Genomic DNA, 25,464 nt, shown 5'->3' on the forward strand with positions numbered 1-25,464 from the left:
TTCCTTACTTGAATCTCAAATGTTACTCGATCAAAGCGTAGGACAATTATGCGCACGTACATCCCATCACACTTGTTTTATTTCAGCGAAATTCAGCAGCTTATAAGTAACCTTACTCACATTACTTACCTTACTTACCTTCACTTACTTGTATTTACCTTTATTCCCCTTCACTTACCTTCACTTAATCACATTCACCTTTATTTACTTTTAGTTGCCTTTATCCACGTTCATTCACCTTAGTCAGTTTCAATCACTTCAGTGACCTTCAACACTCTTTAGGCGGGCTTCAGCATCCTCCTCTCCAGCGAAACTTCACTTTCATAAGCAGCCAATGCTATTCGAAATACTTTCGATAATATAATCCCGCATTTGATGTCAGGGTTCAAGGCACTGTTTTTCTGGTTTTGGGCGTCATTTTTCGGTTATAGCGGAGTAGGCGGTGAGACCTCGGGAGCCAGCTCCAGCTTCACCAATTGACCGGCATGCGTCAGCCCGGCACCGAAGCCATACAGCAGGACCTGCTGTCCGTTCAGGACCTTGCCTTCGCGGACCCCAAGATCCAGGGCAAGCGGAATGCTGGCGGCTGAGGTGTTGCCGAAATACTCCAGGCTGTACAAAGCCTGTTCCAACGGATAGTTCAGCCGCTCACAGATCGGCTCAATCATCCGCAGATTGGCGCTGTGCGGAATGAACCAGTCCACCTGGTCCAAGCTGGTTCCAGCATTGTTCAGCACCTGCTGCACACCCTGCGGCACAGTCCGCACCGCCCAGCGGAACACTTCGCGGCCATTTTGCACCAGCTTGCCCGTATCAGATAGCTCAACCTCATTCACACTCCGCGACAGGCCTGTGCGGTATACATGATGCGCCCCGCTGCCGTCGCTGCCCAGATGGAATCCGGCAAAGCCGTCCAGTTGTTCACTACTCTCTACAAGCACAGCCCCCGCCCCGTCGCCAAAAAGAATGCAGGTGCTGCGATCGGTATAGTCCGTAATTTTGGACAAGGTATCCGCGCCTAGAACCAACACCTTGCGGTGCAGGCCGGAAGCGACATAGGCATGTGCAGTATGCAGCGCATAGACAAACCCGGCGCAGGCAGCGCTCATGTCCAAGGCTCCGGCGGTAGCGGGAATACCGAGGCGGTTCTGCAGAATGGACGCAACCGAAGGAAAGGGGAAGTCCGGTGTACTGGTGGCGACGAGAATCATATCGACATCCTGTATGCTTTTTCCATAACGCTTCATTAAATCCAGCACAGCGGCTGTACACAAATCACTGGTATATTCATCCTCGCGGCTGATTCGGCGTTCACGGATTCCGGTCCGCTGGACAATCCACTCATCATTGGTATCCACCATCTGCTCCAGATCGCTGTTCGTAAGTCTCCGGGCCGGAACATAGGACCCGATTGCGGTAATTTTGGCACCGTTCAAGAGTATCACCCCATAATTTAGTTTTTAGTATCTACTATTAGTACTTGGTACTAATTATAACTTCATATTGCCCGTTTTGCAAAATAAAATCATTTAAATAGGCGATGCACCAGCAGCCCTCTTTAACTTGATGAGGATTATTCTAAGCAAACCGTCATGACACAAAAAAAGAGCCATAGTCTCCTAAACGGACTACCGCTCCACCTGAAATACTTATTTATACTTAACTGTTCAGCGGCTCAACCGTCACCCGGGGGAATTGCACATCAATAACATATTGCAGATAAAAGCCGCGGTCCCTCACCGGCTCAAGTCCTGTCATCAAATCGGGAGCACCGGGCGCCGGGTTTTTGGCAGGTACCATACTGTCCCGCAGCACCCTATAGCCCACTATATCAAACGCCAGCCACACTCCTCCCTCCATACATTCACCTGGTTTCCGCCGGTGGTGCCCCAACAACGGCATTTCTACCGTTGTTTCGTCTACTTCCCGCGGGTGGCTGCTGAACAAGTGGAAAAAGGGAACTTATTCCTCCCCCAAATCACCAATTGTAGGATTTAAGTGGAAAAAGGGAACTTATTTAGGTAATATCACCCTATCGAGAGCGAAATAAGCTAAATTAGTGATACTTTTTCCACTTAGCCTGTGGGCTGCAGGGTACTCGAGTAAATTAGTGCGCCTTTTTCCACTTAACCATTCAACGAAGCCCGGAGAAGATACGTCTGCTTTTTGCACTAACTTCTTGACGCTACCTGAGGGCACTCCAACAATGCATTTCCGCCGTTGTTCTGCCCTAGCCGGCTCGCTGACAGTTACGCTAGGCGAACCGCTTAGCCCTTAAGGCATCCCACTCAGCCGTAACGCCTGCCTCACAACCCACAGTCCGCAGCCTCAGCCACGCCATACAAAGACTGCATCTCCACGCAGGCCATGACTAATGCGCCAACGCCGTGCAGATCATTGCTGACCTTCGGGCGGGTGACGTAGTTCTCATAGTCGCCCGCCGAAGTGCCGATGCAGATGTCCGGCAGAATCAGCCTGCCCTGTTCATCCTGCTGCAGCACCTGGATCAAGCCTTCATATCCCTTGCGGGCGGCAGCTAATGCCCCGGGTGGAGCGATGCCATGCTTCACAGCCTTGGCAATCGTATAGACGAACAGGCAGGAGCCTGAAGTCTCCAGCCAGTTATCCGGCTGGCCGCCTTTGTCGGCTACCTGGTACCACAGCCCGCTCCCGCCATCCTGATACCGGATCAGCGCTTCAACGAAGCCGCTCAGCTCGGCGGCAAGCTCTGCCCTCCCCGGGTCCCCGGCCGGGAGCAGGTCGAGAAACTGCGAGACGGCCAGCCCGTACCAGCCCAGCGACCGGCTCCAGAACTCCGGCGAGCAGCCGGTCCGGGGATTGGCCCAGGGCATCCGCTTGCTCTCATCCCAGGCATGGTACAAAAGCCCGGTAGCCTCATCCTTCATATGCCTCCGCATCAGCCGCTCCTGATGCAGCACCGTTTCACGCAGGCTGGCTTCACCGTAGGCATTGGCATATTTTAAGGAGAATACCCCGGCCATATAGAGCCCATCCAGCCACATTTGGTTCGGGTATTTATCCTTGTGCCAGTATCCGCCTTCCGAGGTCCGGTTCAGCGTCAGCAGCAGATTGCGCAGTTTATCCGCAGCAATCCGGTATTTCTGCTTGCCCGTCCGCTCATGCAGGTTGAACAGCAGCAGCCCCGCCTGAACCGCATCCAGCTCGTCGCGGGCAAAATACAGGTTGCCGTTCTCATCCACCAGATCATCGACATACTGCTGAATATACTCGATATAACGGTCCTCCCGGATGGCTTCCCAGAGCAGCTCCATGCCGCACAGAAATACACCCTGGTGATAATGCCAGCGGTGGGCTGGAGGCAGCTCTCCCGCTGTGTAAGTATCCATTAAAGAATCACAGGCCTGTTGGGCCCATTCCATAGGTGTTGACGGCAGACTGCCTATCATCTCCATACCCCTCCTGCTATATAAGTAACGTTCCTGCAGTTCCAAACTTCCCCTCCACACTTCTGCTTTTTATTCTCCCACTCCCCCTTAGCCCTTCATCGATCCCAGCATGGCCCCCTTGGCAAAATGCTTCTGCAGGAACGGATAGATCATCAGAATCGGCAGCGTCGCAACTACGATAACGGCCATCTTGATCGTCTGATCCGGCGGCGGGTTGGTCGCATCCAGGGAGGCGCTGTAATCCATGCCGCTCGCGAGCACAACAATTTGTCTCAGCAGAACTTGAATCGGCCACTTCGCACTGTCATCCAGATACAGAATCGCACTCATGTAAGTGTTCCAATACGTCACCGCATAGAACAGGGAAATGGTCGCAATCGCCGGCAAGGACAGGGGCAGCACGATACGGAATAAGATGCCGAAGTCGTTGCAGCCGTCGATTTTAGCCGATTCCTCAAGGCCTTCAGGGATATTCTGAAAAAAGTTCTTCAGGATAATCATGTTAAACGCGCTGATCGCTGACGGCAGAATGAGAGCTGCATAAGAATCGATCAGACCCAGCTCCTTCACCACCAGGAAGGTAGGAATCATCCCGCCATGGAACAGCATGGTGAATACTACGAGAAAATTGAACACATTGCGGCCGTCCAGATCCCTTCTGGACAGACCATACGCCATCAGAGCAGTAATGAACATACTGAACAGCGTGCCGACGAGCGTCACTCCAATAGAGACACCCATGGATTTGATGATCGTATTGGTCGAGAAAATAAATGTGTAGGCCTCAAAGCTCCACACCTTTGGGAACAGCACAAATTTGCTTGTCGCAAGCTCCGCGCTGGTCGTGAATGAGCCGGCTACCACATGGATAAAGGGCAGCACTGTTATGAGTGTAATGATGGCAAGCAGAGTAAAGTTTACAGCAGCAAAAAGTCTGCCGCCAATCGTGCGATCTTCTACCATTTCAATTCCTCCCGCTGGTTCTCAATAAACGCCTTCTTCGCCCATTTTCTTGGACAATTTGTTAACCGACATGACCATAATGAGCCCAATAATCGACTTGAAGAACCCAATAGCTGTACTGTAGCTGAAGTGGCCTTGTCTTAGCCCTGCCGTGTATACATACGTATCAATAATTTCCGCGACCTCCCGATTCATGGAGTTCAGCAGCAGATACACATGTTCAAATCCAAGATCGAGCACGGAACCAATTTTCAGAATAAGCAGGGTAATAATGACGCCGCGGATCGCCGGAAGGGTAATATGCCAGATTTGTCTCAGCCGTCCGGCACCGTCCATGCGTGCAGCTTCATAGAGTCCGGGGTCGATGGCCGCAATCGAAGCCAGATAGATAATCGTTCCCCAGCCCGCTTCACGCCAAATGATCTGAATAATGTACATCGGCCTGAACCAGCCGGGACTCAGCAGGAAATTAATCTTTTCAAACCCGAAATAGGACAGCAGCTCGTTGATAATCCCGCCGTCCATCGTCGTCATTACGAAAGAAATCGAAACGACGATCACCCAGGACATGAAATGGGGCAGATAGATAAGCGTCTGGAAGGTTCTTTTGAAAAAGGTGCCTCTCAGCTCATTCAGCATCAAAGCCAGAATAATCGGAATCGGAAAGTAAAATAAAATGTTCATGCCGAACAAAATCAAAGTGTTCCCCAAAATATTCAGGAAATCCGGCTCAGTGAACAGCCGCTGGAAATGCTCCATCCCCACCCATTCACTTCCTGTTATCCCCTGGTAAGGCTTGTAATCCTGAAACGAAATAATCAGTCCATACATCGGCAAATATTTAAAAATCACAAAATACAGCACACCCGGCAGCAGCATGACGTAGAGCAACTTGTTTCTCCACAGACGTTTTTTGAGCTCGCTGCTGCTCTTGTAGCTCTTGGGCTTCAGCTCGGGAACCACACCAGGCTGAGCGGAGACTTCCTGCATAATACTCTTCCTTTCTGCTTCTTAATGGATACCTGACTGCCGGCGCGCCCCCAATAGATAATTTGTAATAATCTGAAAAGGCCGCCTTAATTACGTTGTTAGCAGCCTTTTCAGCTTCATTGGTATCAGTCATTCATAAGTGTGCTGCCTATTTCTTATACACGGCGTTGTATTCTTCAATGATTTTCTCGCCGCCGCGCTCTTTCCAGGCCTGTACTTCTTTTTCGAATCCGGCCTTGTCAATTTGTCCGTAGATATATTTATAGGTGGCGTCCGAAATGATCTGCTGCAGCTCCACGCCTTTGGAAGTATAGGTGGCCGAATCCAGCGCAGCTGTAGGATATGCTACACCCACTTTGACATTCTCCAGCAGCAATTCCTCCGCATGGATTCTGCCCGGCAGCACGTTCAGGCTCTGGTACATGCCATTGGTCTCCGCTTCACCGATCACGCTGTCCTTGAAGCCTTTGACTTCGCGTTCGATGAGCTCTTTGTCATCCGCAGGCTTGGCTCTGCCGTCCACCACCGTATAGTGGGTGCCTTCAATTCCCCAGTACATCAGATTAGCCACCTCTGGAGTCATCATTTTGTCAAAAAATGCAAGGATTTTCTTCAGCCCGGCTTCGTCCTTAACCGCAGATTTCGGGAACAGCACCACATTGTTGTAGCCTGGAATCATCCATTGTGCGAACTTGCCGTCTGGTCCTGCAACCATACTGTGCGTATCGAGCACGGCATCCGGGAAGTTTTTGATCAGATCCTTGTTGAGGGTATCGATATCCTGCATGGAGCCGCCGATATACATTCCTGCTTTACCGCTGACGAACATGTTAACGGCATCCGTTTTACTGGTAGCTGCGAAGTCCTGGTTCATGTAACCGGCATCGCGGGCTTTTTTGAAGAAATCCATGGTGTCAAAATACTGCGGGAACGTGAATTCCGGCGCCAATTGGCCGTCCTTCTCCCCCCAGCTGTTCGGGGTGCCGAACCAGGAGGATACGGTTTTGAAGGCGCCATATACCAGCTCGTTGCGGTCTACAATACCTGTGGTGTCTTTTTTGCCGTTGCCATCGGGGTCTTGCTCGGTGAACGCCTTCGCCATAGCGAACAGCTCATCCACATTCGCGGGCGGCTTCAGACCCAGCTTGTCGGCCCAGTCCTTGCGGTAAATGATGCCCTGGCGCGCCAGCGGCCGTCCAATATACAACGTGTACAGCTTGCCGTCCACCTTGGTATTGTTCAGAATTTCCGGCTTCAGCTTATTGAGATTCGGGAACTCGCTTAACAGCGGCCCGATCTCCCAGAACTGCCCGTCCTTCATCGATTCCTTCATTTGAATAAAAGTCGTCTGATTCTTCAAATACGTAACCTGCGGCAGGGAGCCGGTAGCGAACGAGGAGTTCAGCTTCTCTTCATACGTATCTGCCGGGTAGAACTGATAGGTAAGCTTGGTATGGGTCAGCTTTTCCACTTCTGTTTTGATCGTATCCGGCGGAGTCTCTGTCGTGTTCAGGGGAAGCATAATCTTAATCTCTGTCGGCTTTTCCGGCTCCGGTGCCGTTGTTGCGGTGTCTGTTCCGCCGCTGGTTCCCGCATTGCTTGGGGCAGCTTCGTTATTCTTGTTGTTGTTGCCTGAACACGCTGTCAACATACTGAATGTGAGCAGCGCGGACAGGAGCAGGGTGAAGGATTTTTTGTTCATGCCGATTTGACCTCCGTTTAACTTGTAATGGGTTACAAGCCCCACATTACAGCGTCTCCACGGTTACGAATACAATCATTTACTCATAAAACGGCCTTGCGGCAGGCGTTCTGGGGAAATGATTATTGTGATAATTGGGCATTGGAGCAGAAAAACCGTCTGGGAGGTGGCTGGGCGTGACTGCGGGGAATGTTTGGACTTTCGGCCGCTGTTGTCTCCAGATGTTCTGATTATATCGCTGGCAGCGGATAACATCCGGAGACAAAGGCGGACGCATTCGCTCCTACAGTTCCAAACTTCCCCTCCGTCACTCCCACCTCCCTTGTTCAGTTCAAATGCAGGGAGGGAAGAGCAGAAAACCCCACCGCCTGGATTTGCGGTGGGGTTAGGGAACTGGGAGCAAGCTTATTCCTAGCAGATCAGAACTGTAAGACGTTTGAACCTTGAGGAAGCAAGACGTACACCAAACCCGTAATGTGAATCCGGACACAGGAGACGCTATTTTGCCAAAAAGGCAGCTTTCCTCGTACATCCGGACACAGTGGAACTAGAATCCGTTATTCGTTCTTTTTAACTGAAAGCGGTGGCCATTGGAGCAATTAGCGGAATCTCAGTCCGTTTGACTTCAAAGATTAGCTTTTTGGTTCAAATAACGCTTCTCCTGTCCGCTTACCTCGAATCAGCCATCTCCGTGTGTATATAGTGTAATAACAGGGGGATTTGGAATTCCCGGTACTAAAAGAACACTAAGAACAGAAATATGACTGCTTTTTCTTCATAGGATCTAGAAAAATATTAACCCTCACCATGATTAAATAGGGTTACCACAAAATAATCTGCTGCATTTGAAATTAAGCCAATGGGTGCTGCAAGCAAACTAATGAGGGTAAAGAGCAATAGAATCTTTTTCTTCATAAGAAGTGCCTCCCAAAAGTAATATTTGATATCGGTCTAGTATTTCCTGAGTGGCAGCCTTTCTAAATCGCTCGAACAGGGTCACACATTCCAGTGTATACTTTTCATTATTAATTTGCTTGAAATTCTTTACAGCGTCTAACAGAAATCTGAATCCATTAGAATAATCCTTTTTATACAATAAATAAAGAGCAATTTCAAACATTAGGTTTGCCTGGCGATCCAAAGCCAGCTTTCGAGAATATCTTCCCTGGATTAGCTCATTAAAATTGGTTTCTATATCCTGACTAAACCGATACAAGATGTCGTCCACATTGAATTGATATTTATTAGCGGCTTTCAATATGTATAAAAGTCCAATCGTTAGCTCACCTTTTTTCATATCGATATAGTTTGCATAAGGTTCAATTACTTTTGAATCACCGCTCAAAAGCCTTGTGATATAAACGTTGGCCTCTGACCACTCGATAAAGAGACTTTTCCAGTAATCGACCTCTTCCCCTTGCTCTTTCACCCAACCTAAATCGGCATAAGCATATTTATGAATCAGAGCCTGCTCATAATCACCCAGCTCATCACAAACATTTCCCCTTAGTAAATCACTGTAGGCGATATAGAAAAACAGGGGTCTACCGGGTGCTTTATGCGATTCTTTTGACTTTCGGTGGGGCCCATGCTGCAGATCATATTGAATTCTGGCTTTACGGCCCATTTTGACAGCCAGTTCATCGACCTTATCCCAGCGCTGCAAAGAACGGTATGTATTCGCGAGCTCTTTGAGTGCGTCCAATTGATCTACTTCATCCAGACGCTCTACAAAAGGCTCGAACCGGTCAGCGGCCCTAAGATTTTCATTCTGGTTGTCACCAAGAGCAATGGTAAACAAACGGTACTGGCAAAGTGCCAAACGTTCCGAATGCTGCGACCGTTCACTCTCCGCCACAAATTCGTATAATAGCGCCGCTGCGGCCAACCGGTCTTTAGCAAATAATTCCTCTGCCGTGTCAAAAAGCATGGGTGAATACAACAGATTGTCCATTACATGTTGAACAATTCGCTGAATACAATCCAGCTTATTTAAGTCCGCACAGCGATGCAGCAATGGTCCGATCCGCCGCCAGTCCTGGGAACTATCAATGATGTAATTATCTATGTATAAGTCGTAGAAAAAACCTTCGTCATGCCCCATCGCTTGCGTGATCCGGTCAAGCTGCTGCATCGCAATGGGACGGCGCCCGTGGAGTATATTGCTAAGGGTCCCGGAATGCATATTCGAGTCTTTAGCAAACTGTGAGATCGTTACAGATCCTCTTCTTAAGTACTCTTCCAACTCTGCTAATATCGTGGTTGTAGCTTCCAAGTCATAACCACCCTTCGTACTCAATCCATAAAATTGAATAATATTCCTTTTTTGTTAAGTGGAATATACCATTGGTTGATTACGTTCACAAGGATCATTTATGATATTTCGCTCATATATTTTACAATTTTTCTACAAACATAAAAAAATATTTCATCTGCTTGTTAATGCAGATTATCTTAAGGCCATCCTTTGCAGGATGGCCTTTTCCTTGAACTATTAGCATAACGTTATGAATCTATGTCAGTGACCTTGACCGAATATTCCCAGCCACCGGGCACGCTGGTTTAATTAGACTCTATAAGGCCAGCCGCCTTTAAATCTTCAATGTTAAGATACATCGTACCTTTATATTTCTTGACACGTATATCGCTTAACGTAAATTCGCCTGTTTTAGCTTTCTTGTATTCATCTGTCATAACAATATTGCATCTTACGATGTTCATCCCGACATATTTACCTATGCTAAGGATGTTGGAATCACTATTACCAAGATTGCTAATTTTTTCGATTTCCGAGAGCATAGCTAAGGAAATCCAACCTTCGCTCATCAGCGGCGGCAACGTTTCCTTGTTCCCAACTGCAGTTGCATAATTAGCATCAAAATAATCCGGATATCCTTTATAGCCGGGTTCCTTGGATTGTTCCTGTGTTGGAGGTACTCCGACAATACGGACTTTGGGAGCGTTAGCTGTGAACTCTTTAATAGCATCGATCTCGGCTAATTCCTTTTGCTGATTCATATCCTCCAATGCGCGGGGACCGATTAAGACAGCTCCATTGGCTTTGAATAAGATAGGGATCCCTTCAATGGTGTAAGATGCGCCTTTAAAAGACGGGCTGTTAATTTGAATCACATCTGCTGCTGCTGAATAATAAACGGCGTTCCCCGTTGCTTCACCAACGATACGAACCGGAATTAAAGTTGTACCATTCTGAGCAAACGGCGCCGCTTGCAGTGCTTTCTTGTTGCCATTCACGTATGCTGTTGTGCTTCCAAGGGTAAATGTTATCTTTAAATCGCCTTTGGTGCCGGTAACTTGTTTCAGTTTGGCATTGTAGTCAATATTCATTTTCAGCTTCTCGAACAATTCCCGAAAAGGGACGAACGAAACTCCGTTCTTGCTCACGGATCTCGAATTCAGCGGTACCCCATCCACAAAAATGTGGGACCCCTTTGAAGCTGCTGATGCAGGAGCAGGAATAAGACCTACACTAAATACCAAAACACATATCATTGCTAGAATCGACAATCTTTTCAACAAACAACGCCCCCAAAGATTCATTTTATTTCCATCACCACTCATCTTACTATTAATTGGTACGCTGTCAAGATAATAGAGTTCTAATCAAACTTGTCATTAACAACCCTATCCCTCCGCCTTCGCCCGCTCCGCCTCTACATACTCCTGAATAATCAGATTGCCGCCGCTGCTTCTCCACTTCTCCACCTCTTGGCGGAAGCCTTCGGCCGTGATATTGCCCAGAATATAATTGTAGGTCGCGTCGACGATGATGGTAGACAGCTCGGTGTTTTTTTCGTCAAAGGTGGGCGAGCTGAGGCTGACGGTCGGGTCATCGACCAGGAACTGCTCGTTGTCTTCGCTGAGCTGATCGGCGAGGGCGGAATGCTGGGAGGGGGGACAATTAATAACCCCACCGCATGAATCTACGGTGGGGTTAGGGGGAAATCCGTCTAGGAATGAATTGTCTTAACGGGAGCTTCAACTTTTTCGCTCGTACTTGCTACTTCAAAAAAAGCATCAAGTTGTTTATAGTCAGATTTAATCGTTTCAGTTGTAATGGAACTTTCACCAGCAACCCAATTTGGATTATGGCGTCTTCTCCTCTGGATTACTGCAAAAGCTTTTAGCGAATCATAATCTGAAGAAGAGGCTGATCGATGCCTAATATCAGATATTTGATCATCCAGCATACGTTTCATAATCTCCACTCCTTCATACATCAAATTTGGTTTTTCAAAATCACCTGTAAAGCAGAACTTATTGGGTAAGATAAATTTACCACGTTCAGCTTTTATATTCAATGAGATCCGGTAGTCTTCAACCAAGGATTCCTTTAAAATAAGTAATTTTTCAAATATATTCATTTCGGAGAAACCAGGTACACGTCGGTCAACTATCTCATAATACCCATACTCTAGAAACCAGGTAAGTATATCCCTTTCATTATGTATATCTAAAGTGTCCCATTCACGCCAATGTAATACATGCCCAAACTCATGCTGTAAGGTCTGTGCACATCGCTCATGTACATTTAGGCACCGGAGATTCTCAATTAATTCAGATTGATCATCAGGATCCATCTTTTGCCTTAGGACGAGATAAGCGGCTTCATTTAGATAGCTTCGGCACTCTTGTTTGAAGCGAGTTTGCGTTTTGTCAGGAAGCAAAAGAATCTTTTCCACTCCAAACCTTTCTGTTCGGTACATGATTGCGATTGCATCTCGTCTTTTAGGATCAGTAAACCTAAATAATAGGTTATACACCTCTACTTCATTGAGACGAGCTCCGCGACGTTTGGCAATTTTATAACCACCATTTATTTCATGCCGGTGACGTTTCATTCTGTCTAGCGGGTATTCAATTTGTGAAGAATCAGTTATTATGTTTGCCAATAAAGCAGCTTTATGTCGTAAATTCACGAAAGAGGATTTATCAAGTTCAAGGGGGGCATCGTCCAACACTTCAAATTTCCCCAAATCAATTTTGTTCCAGCATATTAATTCTTCGTCTTCAAGTTGATTCTCCGTTAGCAGTTCTACTAAAAGTTTGGCCAAAATCACACGTTCCTTTCTCCCCGAAACAAGATTTCATACCTTACAACCAATGGGTATTCAACATTCAGGAAGTTTCTTCCTTCTGTTACTTAAAAACGTCATCCTATCTCCTCCACCCGCGCCGCCTCCCCATACTCCTGAATAATCAGCTCGCCGCCGCTGCTTCGCCACTTCTCCACCTCTTGGCGGAAGCCTTCGGCCGTGATATTGCCCAGGATATAATTGTAGGTCGCATCGACGATGATGGTGGACAGCTCGGTGTTTTTTTCGTCAAAAGTGGGCGAGCTGAGGCTGACGGTCGGGTCATCGACCAGAAACTGCTCGTTGTCTTCACTGAGCTGGTCGGCGAGGGCGGTCAGCTGCTCTTTTTGCACAACTTCCATAATGTTCCGGTTGCCGATATCGGCGATCATCAGGGAGTAGAGCGGACTGACCTCATTTACACGCAGCTGCGAGGTTTCCTCGGGAAGAATGACTTTGCCGTCCTCCAGCTTGTAGTGCCGTCCTTCGAACCCGTATTTCATCAGGTTGGCAACATCCTTATCCATCGTCCGGTCAAAGAACCCCAGTACTTCTTTCAGCTCTGCCTCCGTGGCAATTGCTTTTTTGGAGAAAAGATACAGCCCGTTGTAGTTGGGAATGGACCACACCTTATAGCCCTCCGGCCCTTTGATCCGGTTAATCAAGGTCAGCTCGGCTGCGGGATTGATCGCCTGGGCCTCAATGGAGAGCCGCTGCACATCGGTCATGCTGCCTATGAATATCCCGGCGCCGCCCCGGATGAACTTATCCCGCTGCACTTCCTTGCTGGTCAAGGCGAAATCCTGGTTGATGATCTTTTCTTTATATAATCGCTTCATGAAGTTCATCGTATCCATATATTCAGGCGTCTCAAATTCAGGAATAAACCGGCCCTTCACCAGCTTCCAGTTATTCGGCGTGCCGAAATAGGAGCTAAGGGTCTTAAACACCCCATAGACCAGATCGTTCCGGTCAACGAGTCCAAGCGTATCTGCTTTGCCGTTGCCGTCCGGATCATTGTAGGTGAACTGCTGCATAACATGATACAGCTCCTCCAGCGTCTGCGGTTTGTTCAAATGGAGACGATCCAGCCAATCCTTGCGGATGATAATTCCTTGTCTGGAGGAGGGGCGCTCGGTGTACAGGCCGTAAAACTTTCCGTCCACGGCAGTCTGGTTCAGAATCGCAGGGTCCAGCTGCTTCAGATTCGGAAAATCCTTAAGATAGGGACCAATCTCCCAAAAAGCACCCGAGCGGATCGCATTCTTGACCAGATTATAATCCGTAACCTTAACAAAAGTAACCTTGCCCAGGGAACCGGTTGCCATTGCCGTGTTCATTTTGTCGGTATAGACCCCCTCGGGAACCCAGGTGATCTCCAGCCGGACACCGGTCAGCTTGTTGATCTCGGCAACAATATCTTTGGCAGGGGTCTGCGGAAAATGCAGCGGCGCCAGGATGGATATCGACGGAACCTCTCCACCGGGGCTGCTGCGGCCGGCATCCTCACTACTGCAAGCGCTTAACATTATAACTACAAGCAGAACAAGCACACTGCTATATCGGGCACCCCTGGGTCCCAAGCCTTGTCTGAACATCCATGTATCCCCCTGGCCTATAAATTATACATTTCGCTCCTAATAGATGTACAAATTGCAATTCATAGTGATAACTAGAGAAAATGATTATTGCGGCACCAGATGATTATTGTTATTATCCATCGTGATGCATACACTTAAGACAGGCGATTGCTTCTAACTAATGTAAAGGTGCTGAATTCATGAAACATTTAAGCTTCCTGAGCAAATTAACGATATTCGCCTTTGTCCTCAGCACATTGCCTGTGCTGTTCATTGGTTCGTTCTCTTATTTCACATCCTCCAGCGAGATTCAAAAAAATGTTAACCTTAGCAAAATGGAACTTATTTTACAAATTACCTCAAATGTAGAGCATAAGCTGGCTACTGTCAATCAAACCTTGAACCAGGTCGTGAACTCCTCCGTACTCAAAAAAGCACTGAACAATCCGCTAAATGTAACCGATTTCATTTTATATAATGACATACGTACGGAAATCCGCAATATGCAGTCTTTTGATACGAAGCTGGAGGATGTGATCCTGCTGAACCAGCGGCAGAACTGGATGATCAAAAATTCCGGGCTCTACCGCCTGAATGAATATAAAAATTACGAGCAGCTGACGAACCTGATTAATCTGCCTGACGAGAGCTCCTGGGTGCTGAACCCTTCTTCCCTGTTCTACAGCGAGGAGAGTATTAATGTTACGGGTTGTGCATACAGCATCAGCCTGATCAAAAAACTGCCGACCACCAAGCTGCAGAAATACGGGCTGGCGATGGCCAACATTCCCGCCTGCAGTCTGCAGGATTTCATCAATTCCGATGTGCAGCCGCTGGGCAGCATTATCGTCCTGGACAGCTCCGGCCGGATTTTGCTGCACCCGGACCGTACCCTGATCGGCCAGCCTGCTGCCGCCAGCGGGTTCACGGAGTTCGCGCAGCTTACCGGCGCCCTCACCCCGTCGGGGCAATTCAAGACCGAGATGGACAACAAGGACTATTCCATCACCTATATGCGCTCCCAGCAGAGCGGCTGGATCTATCTCTCAGTGACTTCGATTGCGAGCCTGACCAAGGAGTCTGACAAAATCGGAACCTATACCATCTATGTGAGCACCCTGATGCTGCTGCTGTCGGTACTGCTCGCCTGGCTTGGCTCCCGCAAAATGTACACGCCCATTGAACGGCTGCTCAACCAGATGGGCCAGCGCAGACCGGATATCCGCAAAAGGCATACCAACGAGTTCCAGATCATCGGCGAGCAGGTGCATCATCTGTTCCAGTCCAAATCCCAGCTGGAAAAAGAGGTCGCCCAGCATCTCCGGCAGGTGCGGACCTTTGGCCTGATCAAAGCCTTCCAGGGCCATATCAAGAAGCGCGAGCTGCTTGAAGAGCTGGAACAATTCGGCTACCACGCCCAGCTTGAAGAATGGCAGACCATGGCCGTAATTACGGTCAGCATCGACTTCTCCGGGGAGAACAGCTATCAGAAAAAAGACCTCAGCCTGCTGCTGTTCGCCGTGCATAACATGATAGAAGAGCTGGTTCCTTCAAGCAACCGGCTGACACCGGTCATCATGGACCATGCTGTCGTTACGCTGATTGGAAGCGCCGATGGTCATGCGGAGTCTTTTCACAAAATGCTCTATTCGCTAACCGAATCGCTGCAGCAGACCATCAACAACTATCTGAAACTGGAGGCCAGCATCGGGCTGAGCCTGCCCTTCCATGCCTTCGATAAAATGTCGATTGCTTACAGGGAAGGCCTCGAAGCCCTCAAACACCGGATAACGCTGGGCAAAGGCATTATCATCCAATACGAAAACATCAACTCCGGGAACCATTATCTCAACCTGAGCTACCCTGTCCATAAGGAAAATGATCTGATGGATGCCATTAAACTGGCGGATGCCGGGAAGGCAAAAGAGGTGCTGCATAAGGTGTTCAGCTGTATTTTTGCGCCGGGGCTGTCGCCGCAGGAATATCAGATTCCGCTGACCCGCCTGCTGAACAATCTCCTGATTATGATGCAGGAATCAGGGATCAGTCTGAACCAGATCCATCCAGGGAACGGCTCTTTATTTGAGGAGCTGACGGATATCCACATCGTGGCCGAGATTGAAGACTGGTTCTGGACGGTAGTCATCCAGCCGATGATCCGTATCTTCGGCAGCAGGCAGAATGCCCAGTACCATAACATCTCGGAGAAGCTGATCGATATCGTCCAGCATGATTACGACAAGGACCTGACGCTGGAGGAGTGCGCCTCGCGGCTGCACTATAATGCCAACTATATCAGCAGCGTGTTCCGTAAGGAGACCCAATATTACTTCAGCGAGTATCTCGCGATGTACCGGTTCAAGATGGCCAAGAAATGGCTGGAGGAAACCGACATGCCGGTCAAGGATATCGCCGCCCGTCTCCGCTACAACAATTCGCAGAATTTCATCCGCTCGTTCCGCAAGCAGGAGGGGATGACCCCCGGCCAGTACCGCGAAAATGCAGGCGCAAGGCAGCGGGCCGTGCCGGATGATTATTGATGGCTGCATGGCAGAGGCAATTTTACGCCGCCGCAGCATTTAGTGGGAATTAGTATACTTAAATCGGCGATAAACAGGGTCTGGCATTGATTAGGGCCAAATTAAGTGTACTTTTTCCCACCCGCGGTGCTAGAGGAGAGGAGTTGCTCTTTTTAAGTTTCCTTTTTCCACTTAAGCGGCGGACAAGTAGTACGCATTCGCAGACTCACAGCTATATAGATTGAACTTGTGATTTTCCATTTTGGGATTTGGACGTGACTCCGGGGAATGTTTGGACTTCCAGCCGCTGTTGTCTGCAGATTTCTTAGATTTGTACCGCTGTTCGCGGTGGAAATCCGCAGACAAAGGCGGGCGCTAACGCTCCTACAGTTCCAAACTTCCCCTCCACCACTTCATCCCTTTTTCTAATTTTCAAGTTCAATCAATATAACGAGCTTCACAATCGCCAGCGCGAGTGATCCTCGCCGCAATCACTTCCCGGAACCCTTTGGCTTGCGTGATTTTCTTTTTCTAATGAACATAGTAACCGCAAGGGCCAAGAGCAGAATAACAGCGCCGCCGGCAATGGCGATATTCCGGATATCCGGTACATATACAACAAGGCGCAGCGGTTCGGAATCAGCCATCGTGATATGCCAGGTCAGCGTATTCCCGTCCTGTTCAGCAGCATTGTTAGGCCCGTACAGATCATAGGGCAGCGTTAATTTGAAATCCAGCGCCAGATTCCGCATCAACAGCCGGACCAGCGACTTCGGTACATTCAGCGTTCCAAGACCGTCTATAATTTCATCCGAATAGGCATTCAGCTTGGGCTGAACCGCTGCGTCATACCGGGTATACAGCCACTTATCTTCTGTCGTGACTTCAGTGTCGACGAACTCCAGACTTCCTGCATTCTGCATATCCTGTATGGAATCATAGGATTTAAGGAATTGGTATTCCGTTGATTTGCCGTTTTTTGTTTTGTGCAGTTCGATCCCGGCGGCCTGCAGCCTGCTGGTGAGCAGTTCCTCTACTTTGCCGCCGACCAGCGATTCCGCGCGCGAGTCCAGCTGGAGACTGAAGGCAATATCCAGACTTCCATCCTTCTTCACCGTGACATGCGCTGTCCCATTGGCACAGCCCGTAACCAGAACAAGCATCAGAATGATAAGTCCCAGGATGCTTAATTGTCTCCACTTCAATGCCGTTCCCCCATTCTCTAGCCCAAAGCTTTTATAGTATAGCCTTCAAAGAGTGATATCCCGAGTGTACCATATGCTGCCGCTGTCCGTAATGAAGGGGATGAAATCATAATAACTTGAGGCATCATTATTTGAAGGACCTTGCTCAAAATAAAAACCTACAGATGTAATTATCTGTAGGCATCCGCCCGAGAATAAATGCAATTGACCAAGCTTATTTGTTTACCCGCCAACTGACCAGCCTGTTTACGACAATCAGTGAAATTATGCTGAAGACCAGCATGACGGCACAATCCAGCATAACCCCCATAGACCAGCCGACCGTCAGAATGGAACGCATGGCATCCGCAGCGTAGGTTGTCGGCAGCACATAAGATATCCATTGCAGCGGCACAGGAAGCTGATCGATGCTCACCATGACCGGAGACAGGAAAGAGATGATCATCATCAGGGCCTGGCAGAGCATGTTGGTGAATTGGAAGGTGGGCGACCAGAATCCAAGAAGTATTCCAATGCCTACAACACTGGTCAGGCTTAGAAGGATGACTACGGGCAGCCCCGGCGAATAATGAAGCTGAACACCGTACAGCCACTGGCCGAGCAATCCCAAAATAAGAAAAGAAGGCAGTGTGTTCATAAGCCCCCGCAGCATGTTGGCAATTACGAAGTTATTTTTGGATATGGGAAGAGACGCATAAAATGTAAAATGATCCTGATGCTTCTGCAAGGCAATTTCCTGCCCTAGTCCATTCATTCCCATCACGATAATCCCGAACACGAGATTTCCGGCAATAATCTGCACGACCATTTCATCACTCGGGTTCACCGTATAAAACCGCATGAAAAGCAGGGTCGTAAGCGGGTATAGCGTCGCCATCAGGATGACCCATGCCCAGCTGTCCCTGACAATTGCGAACTGAATCCGGAACAAAATAGAGATTTCCGTCCACCAGCGTTCCCATCGTCCCCTCTTTCTCCGTGGCTGCAGCCCGATCGGATTCATAAAGGTGCTCATGCCCCCATCACCTCTTTGGCCGCTTGATCGATATGGAAATATACATCCTCCAGACTTGGCGGCAGGACGGCATATTCCTCTATCTTCAGGTCACGTCGTGAGATAATTCTGTCCAGAACGTTGCCCGCCTGGGCTTTGTCCACCAGCAGGCAGATCCGGTTTTCACCGCTTCTCTGGAGAATTCCCCACTCAGCCAGCTCCTTTTCAACCTCTTCCCTCTGGCCGAATGCCGTCTGGATTTCAAATTTCAGCCGCTGATCCACGCGCTGCTTCAGCTTAGCCACACTATCAATCGCCAGCAGCTTTCCGTGATTGATCACTGCGACCCGGTCAACCACATGCTCTGCTTCGAGAACATTATGTGTAACCAGGATTATAGTAGCGCCATTACGGTTATGCTCCTGGATGAGATCCCACACCAATCTCCGCTTTGCCGGATCAAGCTCATTGGTGGGTTCATCCAGTATCAGCACCGGCGAGTGGCCGATCAGCGCCGTGCCGATGCCAACCATCCGCTTCTGTCCGCCGGAGAGCCGTTTTAATGATTTGTTCCCCAGTTCTGTCATTTCGAACCGCTCCAACAATTCCCGGGCTTCCCGCTCTGCCGGTTTCTTCTGCATTCCGCGAAGCTGCCCTGTAAATACAAGCGCTTCCATCGCAGTTAATGCAGATAGCGCATGTGGCTCCTGTGCGTAGTAAGACACCTCGCTTGCTACCACACGTGTTTGTTTGTACACATCAAGCCCGTTATATAATACTTGCCCTTCGGTCGGCTTCAGGTGTCCCACCAATTGTTTGATCAATGTCGATTTGCCCGCTCCGTTTGGTCCCAGCACCCCCAGGATTTCTCCCCTTTGAATGAGAAAAGAAATATCTTCGTTGGCTTTGATTTTGCCCTTTTTGTAGACCATATTGACGCACTCCACCTCGTAGATCCAGCTATCCATTTCTCCCCATCTCCTTCACTTATCGCAAAAGCAAGCTTTTGGTCTGATCCATCAACGCAGCCAGCCGCTCAGTGTCGAGCACATAGTAGATCCGGCTGTCCATTCTGGTGATTCGGATTAAATTCAGGTCAATCAGCAGGTTCGTATGGTAGTTGATCGCTGCCGGTGTCAGCATTAATAGCTGCGCCAACTCGCCCGCATACCGGTTGCTCTGTTTCAGCAGCTCGATAATTTCCAGCCTCCGTTTGTCGGAGATTACCTTCAGGAACTGTTCAATCGCTTCCTTCTCTTCACGCTGACTGGCCAAAGCATCATTTCGGTATCCGAGAACCATCCAATCCAGCCGGGACACACCCTCAAAATGCCGGAAATCCACGCGGACCTGTGAGATATAACTGATGTGAACCCGGGTGTCCTTAACGATTAGCTCTTTACCGGAATTGGCAATCTCTCCAAAAGCCTTCTCCGGATGTTCGTGAAAATAGACGCCATAACGCGCCGCCCCTTCCTCTCCAAGCTCCCTTAACCGCTTTCTCAGGACTAGAAATCCGTGACGAAAAAAAGAATCGAGCAACATCTGAGTTCGCTGCTTGAACTCCCCGGGAAACCTTGCATGGTCCATAAGTTCTGCGTGAAGCTCTCCATCCGGCAACGGAACAGCGGCAACCAGCCGGTACAGAAGAGCGGAATCCTGACAAACCTCCTCAAAAGAAAAGCCGCCTCGCCAATCCGGGCCGGAGCTTGCATACACAGCCTCAACCAGCATCGCTGCCAGTTCCCCGGGTTGACGCTTGTTATAGCATTCCATCCAGGCCTCTACGGTCTCCACTTTGTCATCGTCATAAAACACCTGGGAAAGAACGGCATCCAGACGGTCATACGTCAGGGTTTTTCCGAAAAAACGGGCCAGTTCCTCTTTGACATGCCGGGATAGCCGGCTTATGACGTCTTCCAGCATCTCTGTGAATTGAGGCTCTGGTGTAAACTTTAGCTCCTGCGCAAGCTCGTTCATGGACTCAACCTTGGCGGCCATCGTCAGTGCGGCAATGAATTCCAGCGGCTCACAATAGTCAAACTTCATCAGTTTCACAATTTTATCCGGGTTAATCATTCCTTCCTCCTTTACTTTTAAATATTAATTTAACCAATATTAATAATTGTTAAGTATTCATTGAACAAATCATAACAAGCTAATTCTTCCATGTCAATATTCCTTAAATCATATAAAAAAAGTAAACTTAACAATTTCTCACAAAGAAAAAATGGCGACCAAATTGGGCGCCATTTTAAAATGAATGTAATTTAAACCACTAGCCAAAACCCTGCCAATATTAACCTCCGTTGGCTAAATGAACGACAGCCGCCGGCCCATTTGGAGGATGTGGCTGACATCGGCCCACAGGATAAAATAATTGTAAGACGTTCCCCCAATTTGGACAGGGCGGGGGTATCTCACGATAAGGGCAGCCTGTTTATTCATCTCCGCCGGCTGGTCGGCTGACGGAATAATGAAGCACGCCTCCCGATTCTGTATCGTCATCATGACAATCCGGGGAGAAGAGCCATAAGGCAGCAATGGATGAAAAGCTTCAGAGTTGCATACATCGGCAATCCGGCCGCCCGCTGAAATCGCGGATACCTGAAAAAAACCGCCGGCCCCTTCGTACCGTTCTTCACTGACCCGGCGCCAGTAAGCAGGATACGGAAAAGATACCCGGTACACGAAGCTTGTGTAGATGTTCTCCGGAATCCTTCTGACGCGGGGTGACCACTGCAGGGCGGTAATCCGGCCGCCGCTGAGGACGTTCACCGGAACCGGCTCCCTGAGATCGGCAATCCAGAGCTGGCTTGCGCTTTCTGAACCTGTGCATCCCGATAAATACGCGATTTGGTCACCATCCGGCGACCAGCTGACAGGAGTGGCGAAACAGCTGGAAGCCGCCAATGTCCTTTGATTCTGACCGGTTCGGCTGTCGGTTTGGATGAGAGAATAATAATTCGGCTCTTTATAGGCGGTCGCGCTGTAGGCGATGCTCCGGGAGTCAGGAGACCATGCCGGAAAATAGTTTTTGGCAAGCGGTCCGCCTTCCAGTGTATAGATGGTGCCGGTAGCTAAATCCACCGTCGAAATAATGGAGATGCTTGCACCGGGGAACGTAAACAGCGCGAACGTTCCGTCCGGGGAAATCCGCACGTCATGGAGCGGTCCGTCCGTATTATGCGTGATTTGCCTCCGGTCGGTGCCATCGGCCCGGATGCGGAAGAGCTGAGTGAGGCCGGTGGAATCCGGAGCCGCGAACAGTAATTCCTTGCCCGAAGGGAACCACTGGACATCGCTGGCGCCCGGCTGCGGGATGGCATAGCTGCGATGTGAGAACGTATCATAGACGACGATTTGCCCGTTGTTGACATACACGAGAGACCGGCTGTCCGGGGACCAGTCCAGCAGTGTGTAAGGTTCGATTTGGTCGATCCTGGCTGCAGCGAGTGTGGCGGTATCCAGCAGATAGACCGCATTGCCCATGCCGATAAAGGCAATTCTCCTGCTGTCCGGCGACCAATAGGGAATAGAGAATTCCTCACCAAGCCCCTTAGTAAGTTGAAAATTAAGACCGTCCTGCGGCCGGTACAGCCAAATATCGAACGCTCCGCCGCGGTCTGACGTATAGGCAATCCACCCTTGACTGTGATCATAAGGAACAGCTTGCACGGCCAACATCCTCTCCTGAATCATCTTATACTTCAAATGTATTCAGCGGAGGGCGGTTAGGCGACAGTCCCGGTCTCCCATTATCCAAGTGTTCATGTACAAAAGAGGCTTGCGTTAATAGCATTCTTGCTCCAGCGCAGTATCGTCATTGCGAATTGTCAATTCCGAGCTCCCGGATACCGACTCCGTATATCCGCAGACAGTAACTTCCTTCGTCTCCTTCCGGGAGTCGGTATATTTCAGATAGATGGCCCCTTCGCCAACGAAGCTCAAATCGGGGGTGATTTTAACCGTCTTCCCGCTGGGGATCTCTTGGGTGAACGTATCTCTGGTGTCCCCGCTTCGAATCCCTGTTTCTACCGAAACAATATCATAGTCAGAATGATTATGTACCGTTACTGTGAAGCTGCTCATAAAATTGAACAGGTCTGGCAGTGCCTTTAGCACAGGCCAGCCCGCCCAAACACCGGTCAGCAACATACAGGCGGCTGCCAGCGGAATCACGGTCCGTTTTTTCATTATCATAACCACCTAATCTATTAGTTCTCTCAGTATTCCTTGCGGATTGTTCAAAAAAGCTTTCGTCAGCAAATAATGCTCGGTAGATTCATAAGGTGTTTGGGTCAGCCCCTCTTCACTGAGCACATAAATGTCTGCTCCCGGATAGGCAAGCAGAATCGGCGAATGGGTGGCAATAATGAACTGGGAATTTTGTTTGACCAGCTGATCCATTCTTGCAATCAGGGAAAATTGCCTGGAGGGAGACAAGGCCGCTTCGGGTTCATCCAGAATATACAGCCCATCCCCCCAAAAGCGGTGCAGCAACAGCGACATAAAGCTCTCGCCATGCGACTGCGCATGCAGCGATTTCCCCCCATAGCTCTGGGCTGCAGCCAGCTGATCCACTTCGGTAGCTACATTATAGAAGCTTTCCGCTCTGAGGAAAAATCCGTCCTTTGGACGCCTTGCTCCCTTAACCAACGTCATATATTCATAGAGTTCCGAGTGGGACGCCTGTGTAGAAAAGTTGAAATTTCTGGAACCGCCTTCCGGATTAAAGCCGAAATTTGCGGCAATTGCCTCCAGCAGGGTAGACTTGCCTGTCCCGTTTTCCCCCACGAAAAAAGTAACCTTGCCCTTAAAATCAATCTGATGAATATGGCGGATGACGGGCAGGCTGAACGGGTAACGGCGGGGTTCCGGGATACTGCTTTGATTGATTCTTGCTTGTCTTACATACAGATCGGAGATCATGTGTTCCACTCCCTTCAATCAAACATCCCCTTTATCATACCGGGTTCACCCCGTCTTATCAATTTTAGATGCAATCCGGGCGGATCTTGAAATTCGGATAAAAAAAGAGAGCATCCCAGCGGCCGTTTCATTCACGGCTTTAGGATACCCTCATTTCCCGGTTATGCGGAAGAAGCTATTTCTTCAGGTGATAAGGCACCGTAGTAATAATTACATTCCGCCGGTACAGCAGATGTGCACGGAGCAGCAGACTGGATTGGTTGTGCAGAATATTGTGCCAGCCTTTCTTCGGAATGAACTGCGGCACGACCACGGTTACCTGGTAATCGGATTCCCCCGCCTTGCGCTGGACCGTATCGATGAACTTGGTCAGCGGTTGAATGATGCTGCGGTACGGCGAATACAGCGTCACCAGCCGGATTTCAGGGTGGAAGTTTTTCCATTTTTCTTCGAATATTGCATCATCCTCCCGTTCGAACGGGACATGCACGGCAATAATCTGCTCGGCGCCGAGCGATTTGGCATAACGGAGGGAATTTTCCACCACATGGGTAATCCCTGCAACCGGCAGAATGATGATATTCCCCTCAATCGCCAGCGGCGGCTCCTCACAGGTGGAGATCCGCAGCTGATCCGCTACAGCCTCATAATGCTTATGAATCCGGTAGAACAACAAGATAATGAGCGGTAAAAAGACCAGTACCGGCCAGACCTGCGGAAATTTGGTCAAGAAGAACATGATTGTAACAATGAAGCTGATCAGCGCGCCTGCGGTGTTGATAATGAACTTAGTGACCCAGCCTTGAGGTTTCTGTCTGATCCATTTGATCATCATCCCGCTCTGGGAAAGGGTGAACGGAATGAACACGCCGACCGCATACAGCGGGATCAAGTGCTCAGTCCGGCCTTCAAAAGCAATGATCAGGAGAATCGACAGCAGCCCCAGGATAAGAATCCCATTGGAATAGCCCAGCCTGTCCCCCCGAACCGTGAACATGCGCGGAATGAACTTATCCTTTGCCAGATTAACCGCCAGCAGCGGAAATGCGGAATAGCCGGTATTGGCCGCCAGGACCAGAATCAGCGCAGTTGTTCCCTGTACAAAGTAGTACATGAAATTCCGGCCAAACACCTGCTCAGCAATAATGGAAACTACAGTTGCATCTTCCCGGGGAGTAACCCCATAGTAATACGCCATAAATACAATACCGGTGAATAACACGGCCAGCAGTGTACCCATAGCCGCCAGTGTTTTGGCCGCATTATTCGGTGCAGGCTCTTTGAAGTTGGGAATCGCATTGGATATGGCCTCGACCCCTGTCAGCGCCGAGCTGCCCGAGGAAAAGGCCTTCAGCAGCAGGAACAGGCTGATGCCCGCGACCGGCGTGCCGATCGGCGTATGCAAATCGGCAGGAACACTGCCGTTCAGGACCCGGAACACGCCCACACCAATCAGGATAAATAAAGCGAGCACAAATAAATAGACCGGATAGGCGAGGAAGGACGCCGATTCCGTTACCCCGCGCAGATTCAGGGTTGTAATAATCAGAACGAAGAGAATGGCAATAAGCACATTATACGGATGCAGGCTTGGAAAAGCCGATGTAATCGCGTCCGTCCCGGCCGAGACACTGACTGCTACCGTTAATATGTAGTCCACCAACAGTGAGCCGCCAGCCACAAGTCCCGGATATTTCCCAAGGTTTTCTTTTGATACCACATATGCTCCGCCGCCGTGGGGATAGGCAAAAATAATTTGCCGGTAGGATAAAATCAAGGCCAGCAGCAGAACCAGCACCCCGACAGCAATGGGGATGGAGTACCAGAACGCCGCAGCGCTGAGAGTAACCAGCACCAGCAGGATTTGCTCAGGACCATAAGCGACCGAGGATAAAGCATCTGAGGAAAGAATTGCCAGTGCCTTGGTTTTGTTCAGTTTCTGGTCGCCAAGCTGATCTGATTTCAGCGGCCGCCCAATTAAAAATCTTTTTACCGAAGACATCATCAGCCTCACCCGTCATTTTTTAAAGTTATATTACCCTTCGAATGAAATAA

At 49.3% G+C, this 25,464-nt stretch carries 20 protein-coding genes; 2 read left to right on the top strand and 18 right to left on the bottom strand.

Features of this window, described 5'->3' with window-relative positions; translation table 11 throughout:
• Window positions 1-425 precede the first annotated feature (425 nt).
• From BLQ82_RS16585 to BLQ82_RS16620, 8 genes are all read right to left on the bottom strand, one after another.
• Window positions 426-1,436 carry a ketoacyl-ACP synthase III gene (locus tag BLQ82_RS16585; protein WP_082722682.1) on the bottom strand — a complete coding sequence of 337 codons (1,011 nt, stop codon included), beginning with the start codon at window positions 1,434-1,436 and terminating at the stop codon, window positions 426-428.
• A gap of 223 nt (window positions 1,437-1,659) precedes the next feature.
• Window positions 1,660-1,860 carry a hypothetical protein gene (locus BLQ82_RS16590; protein WP_143013467.1) on the bottom strand — a complete coding sequence of 67 codons (201 nt, stop codon included), beginning with the start codon at window positions 1,858-1,860 and terminating at the stop codon, window positions 1,660-1,662.
• A 446-nt stretch (window positions 1,861-2,306) separates the two neighbouring features.
• Window positions 2,307-3,428, bottom strand: coding sequence for a glycoside hydrolase family 88/105 protein (locus BLQ82_RS16595; RefSeq protein WP_083351110.1), 1,122 nt, complete (start codon window positions 3,426-3,428; stop codon window positions 2,307-2,309).
• Between the two features lie 87 nt (window positions 3,429-3,515).
• Window positions 3,516-4,391, bottom strand: a complete 876-nt coding sequence (locus BLQ82_RS16600) for a carbohydrate ABC transporter permease (RefSeq protein WP_062523706.1) — start codon at window positions 4,389-4,391, stop codon at window positions 3,516-3,518.
• A 21-nt stretch (window positions 4,392-4,412) separates the two neighbouring features.
• Window positions 4,413-5,381, bottom strand: a complete 969-nt coding sequence (locus tag BLQ82_RS16605; RefSeq protein ID WP_062523705.1) for an ABC transporter permease — start codon at window positions 5,379-5,381, stop codon at window positions 4,413-4,415.
• Between the two features lie 148 nt (window positions 5,382-5,529).
• The gene (locus BLQ82_RS16610) at window positions 5,530-7,083 is read right to left on the bottom strand and encodes an extracellular solute-binding protein (protein WP_062523803.1); all 1,554 of its coding nucleotides are present in this window, start codon (window positions 7,081-7,083) and stop codon (window positions 5,530-5,532) included.
• Window positions 7,084-7,960: 877 nt separating this feature from the next.
• Entirely contained in the window at window positions 7,961-9,358 is a 1,398-nt protein-coding gene (locus BLQ82_RS16615; protein ID WP_062523704.1) for a helix-turn-helix domain-containing protein, read from the bottom strand.
• A 287-nt stretch (window positions 9,359-9,645) separates the two neighbouring features.
• Entirely contained in the window at window positions 9,646-10,623 is a 978-nt protein-coding gene (locus tag BLQ82_RS16620; RefSeq protein ID WP_163704287.1) for a copper amine oxidase N-terminal domain-containing protein, read from the bottom strand.
• Between the two features lie 90 nt (window positions 10,624-10,713).
• On the opposite strand from BLQ82_RS16620, the gene BLQ82_RS32040 reads away from it, so the two are divergent.
• On the top strand, window positions 10,714-11,025 hold the full coding sequence (locus tag BLQ82_RS32040; RefSeq protein ID WP_062523702.1) for a hypothetical protein: 312 nt from the start codon (window positions 10,714-10,716) through the stop codon (window positions 11,023-11,025).
• A 29-nt stretch (window positions 11,026-11,054) separates the two neighbouring features.
• On the opposite strand, the gene BLQ82_RS16630 is transcribed toward BLQ82_RS32040, so the two are convergent.
• Window positions 11,055-12,164 carry a hypothetical protein gene (locus BLQ82_RS16630; protein ID WP_062523701.1) on the bottom strand — a complete coding sequence of 370 codons (1,110 nt, stop codon included), beginning with the start codon at window positions 12,162-12,164 and terminating at the stop codon, window positions 11,055-11,057.
• 92 nt (window positions 12,165-12,256) lie between these two features.
• Entirely contained in the window at window positions 12,257-13,777 is a 1,521-nt protein-coding gene (locus BLQ82_RS16635; RefSeq protein ID WP_062523700.1) for an extracellular solute-binding protein, read from the bottom strand.
• A 182-nt stretch (window positions 13,778-13,959) separates the two neighbouring features.
• Here BLQ82_RS16635 and BLQ82_RS16640 point away from each other — a divergent pair, with 182 nt between their 5' ends.
• Window positions 13,960-16,299 carry an AraC family transcriptional regulator gene (locus tag BLQ82_RS16640; RefSeq protein WP_062523699.1) on the top strand — a complete coding sequence of 780 codons (2,340 nt, stop codon included), beginning with the start codon at window positions 13,960-13,962 and terminating at the stop codon, window positions 16,297-16,299.
• 470 nt (window positions 16,300-16,769) lie between these two features.
• Here BLQ82_RS16640 and BLQ82_RS16645 read toward each other — a convergent pair whose 3' ends face one another.
• From BLQ82_RS16645 to BLQ82_RS16680, 8 genes are all read right to left on the bottom strand, one after another.
• A complete protein-coding gene (locus BLQ82_RS16645) occupies window positions 16,770-17,483 on the bottom strand; it encodes a hypothetical protein (RefSeq protein ID WP_062523698.1) in 714 nt (237 codons plus the stop codon).
• Window positions 17,484-17,697: 214 nt separating this feature from the next.
• On the bottom strand, window positions 17,698-18,498 hold the full coding sequence (locus tag BLQ82_RS16650; RefSeq protein WP_062523697.1) for an ABC transporter permease: 801 nt from the start codon (window positions 18,496-18,498) through the stop codon (window positions 17,698-17,700).
• Window positions 18,495-19,445 (bottom strand): ABC transporter ATP-binding protein, encoded by a 951-nt coding sequence (locus BLQ82_RS16655; RefSeq protein ID WP_062523696.1) that lies wholly within the window; start codon window positions 19,443-19,445, stop codon window positions 18,495-18,497. Before BLQ82_RS16655 ends, BLQ82_RS16650 begins: the two co-directional genes overlap by 4 nt.
• A 19-nt stretch (window positions 19,446-19,464) precedes the next feature.
• A complete protein-coding gene (locus BLQ82_RS16660; RefSeq protein WP_062523695.1) occupies window positions 19,465-20,556 on the bottom strand; it encodes an ArsR/SmtB family transcription factor in 1,092 nt (363 codons plus the stop codon).
• Between the two features lie 234 nt (window positions 20,557-20,790).
• Window positions 20,791-22,164, bottom strand: a complete 1,374-nt coding sequence (locus BLQ82_RS16665; RefSeq protein ID WP_062523694.1) for a PD40 domain-containing protein — start codon at window positions 22,162-22,164, stop codon at window positions 20,791-20,793.
• A gap of 105 nt (window positions 22,165-22,269) precedes the next feature.
• Window positions 22,270-22,674 carry a hypothetical protein gene (locus BLQ82_RS16670; RefSeq protein WP_062523693.1) on the bottom strand — a complete coding sequence of 135 codons (405 nt, stop codon included), beginning with the start codon at window positions 22,672-22,674 and terminating at the stop codon, window positions 22,270-22,272.
• Window positions 22,675-22,686: 12 nt separating this feature from the next.
• Entirely contained in the window at window positions 22,687-23,409 is a 723-nt protein-coding gene (locus BLQ82_RS16675; protein ID WP_208810795.1) for an AAA family ATPase, read from the bottom strand.
• A gap of 175 nt (window positions 23,410-23,584) precedes the next feature.
• Window positions 23,585-25,414, bottom strand: a complete 1,830-nt coding sequence (locus BLQ82_RS16680; RefSeq protein WP_062523692.1) for an APC family permease — start codon at window positions 25,412-25,414, stop codon at window positions 23,585-23,587.
• Between the last annotated feature and the right edge of the window lie 50 nt (window positions 25,415-25,464).

Source organism: Paenibacillus jilunlii, from assembly GCF_900102965.1.
GTDB lineage: Bacteria > Bacillota > Bacilli > Paenibacillales > Paenibacillaceae > Paenibacillus_AQ > Paenibacillus_AQ jilunlii.

Bases quoted from the DNA above. Each gene is read 5' to 3' on its own strand.
- BLQ82_RS16590 (WP_143013467.1), bottom strand. From the start codon at position 1,860: ATGGAGGGAGGAGTGTGGCTGGCGTTTGATATAGTGGGCTATAGGGTG.
- BLQ82_RS16595 (WP_083351110.1), bottom strand. From the start codon at position 3,428: ATGATAGGCAGTCTGCCGTCAACACCTATGGAATGGGCCCAACAGGCC.
- BLQ82_RS16600 (WP_062523706.1), bottom strand. From the start codon at position 4,391: ATGGTAGAAGATCGCACGATTGGCGGCAGACTTTTTGCTGCTGTAAAC.
- BLQ82_RS16605 (WP_062523705.1), bottom strand. From the start codon at position 5,381: ATGCAGGAAGTCTCCGCTCAGCCTGGTGTGGTTCCCGAGCTGAAGCCC.
- BLQ82_RS16610 (WP_062523803.1), bottom strand. From the start codon at position 7,083: ATGAACAAAAAATCCTTCACCCTGCTCCTGTCCGCGCTGCTCACATTC.
- BLQ82_RS16635 (WP_062523700.1), bottom strand. From the start codon at position 13,777: ATGTTCAGACAAGGCTTGGGACCCAGGGGTGCCCGATATAGCAGTGTG.
- BLQ82_RS16640 (WP_062523699.1), top strand. From the start codon at position 13,960: ATGAAACATTTAAGCTTCCTGAGCAAATTAACGATATTCGCCTTTGTC.
- BLQ82_RS16650 (WP_062523697.1), bottom strand. From the start codon at position 18,498: ATGAGCACCTTTATGAATCCGATCGGGCTGCAGCCACGGAGAAAGAGG.
- BLQ82_RS16655 (WP_062523696.1), bottom strand. From the start codon at position 19,445: ATGGATAGCTGGATCTACGAGGTGGAGTGCGTCAATATGGTCTACAAA.
- BLQ82_RS16660 (WP_062523695.1), bottom strand. From the start codon at position 20,556: ATGATTAACCCGGATAAAATTGTGAAACTGATGAAGTTTGACTATTGT.
- BLQ82_RS16665 (WP_062523694.1), bottom strand. From the start codon at position 22,164: ATGTTGGCCGTGCAAGCTGTTCCTTATGATCACAGTCAAGGGTGGATT.
- BLQ82_RS16670 (WP_062523693.1), bottom strand. From the start codon at position 22,674: ATGAAAAAACGGACCGTGATTCCGCTGGCAGCCGCCTGTATGTTGCTG.
- BLQ82_RS16675 (WP_208810795.1), bottom strand. From the start codon at position 23,409: ATGATCTCCGATCTGTATGTAAGACAAGCAAGAATCAATCAAAGCAGT.
- BLQ82_RS16680 (WP_062523692.1), bottom strand. From the start codon at position 25,414: ATGATGTCTTCGGTAAAAAGATTTTTAATTGGGCGGCCGCTGAAATCA.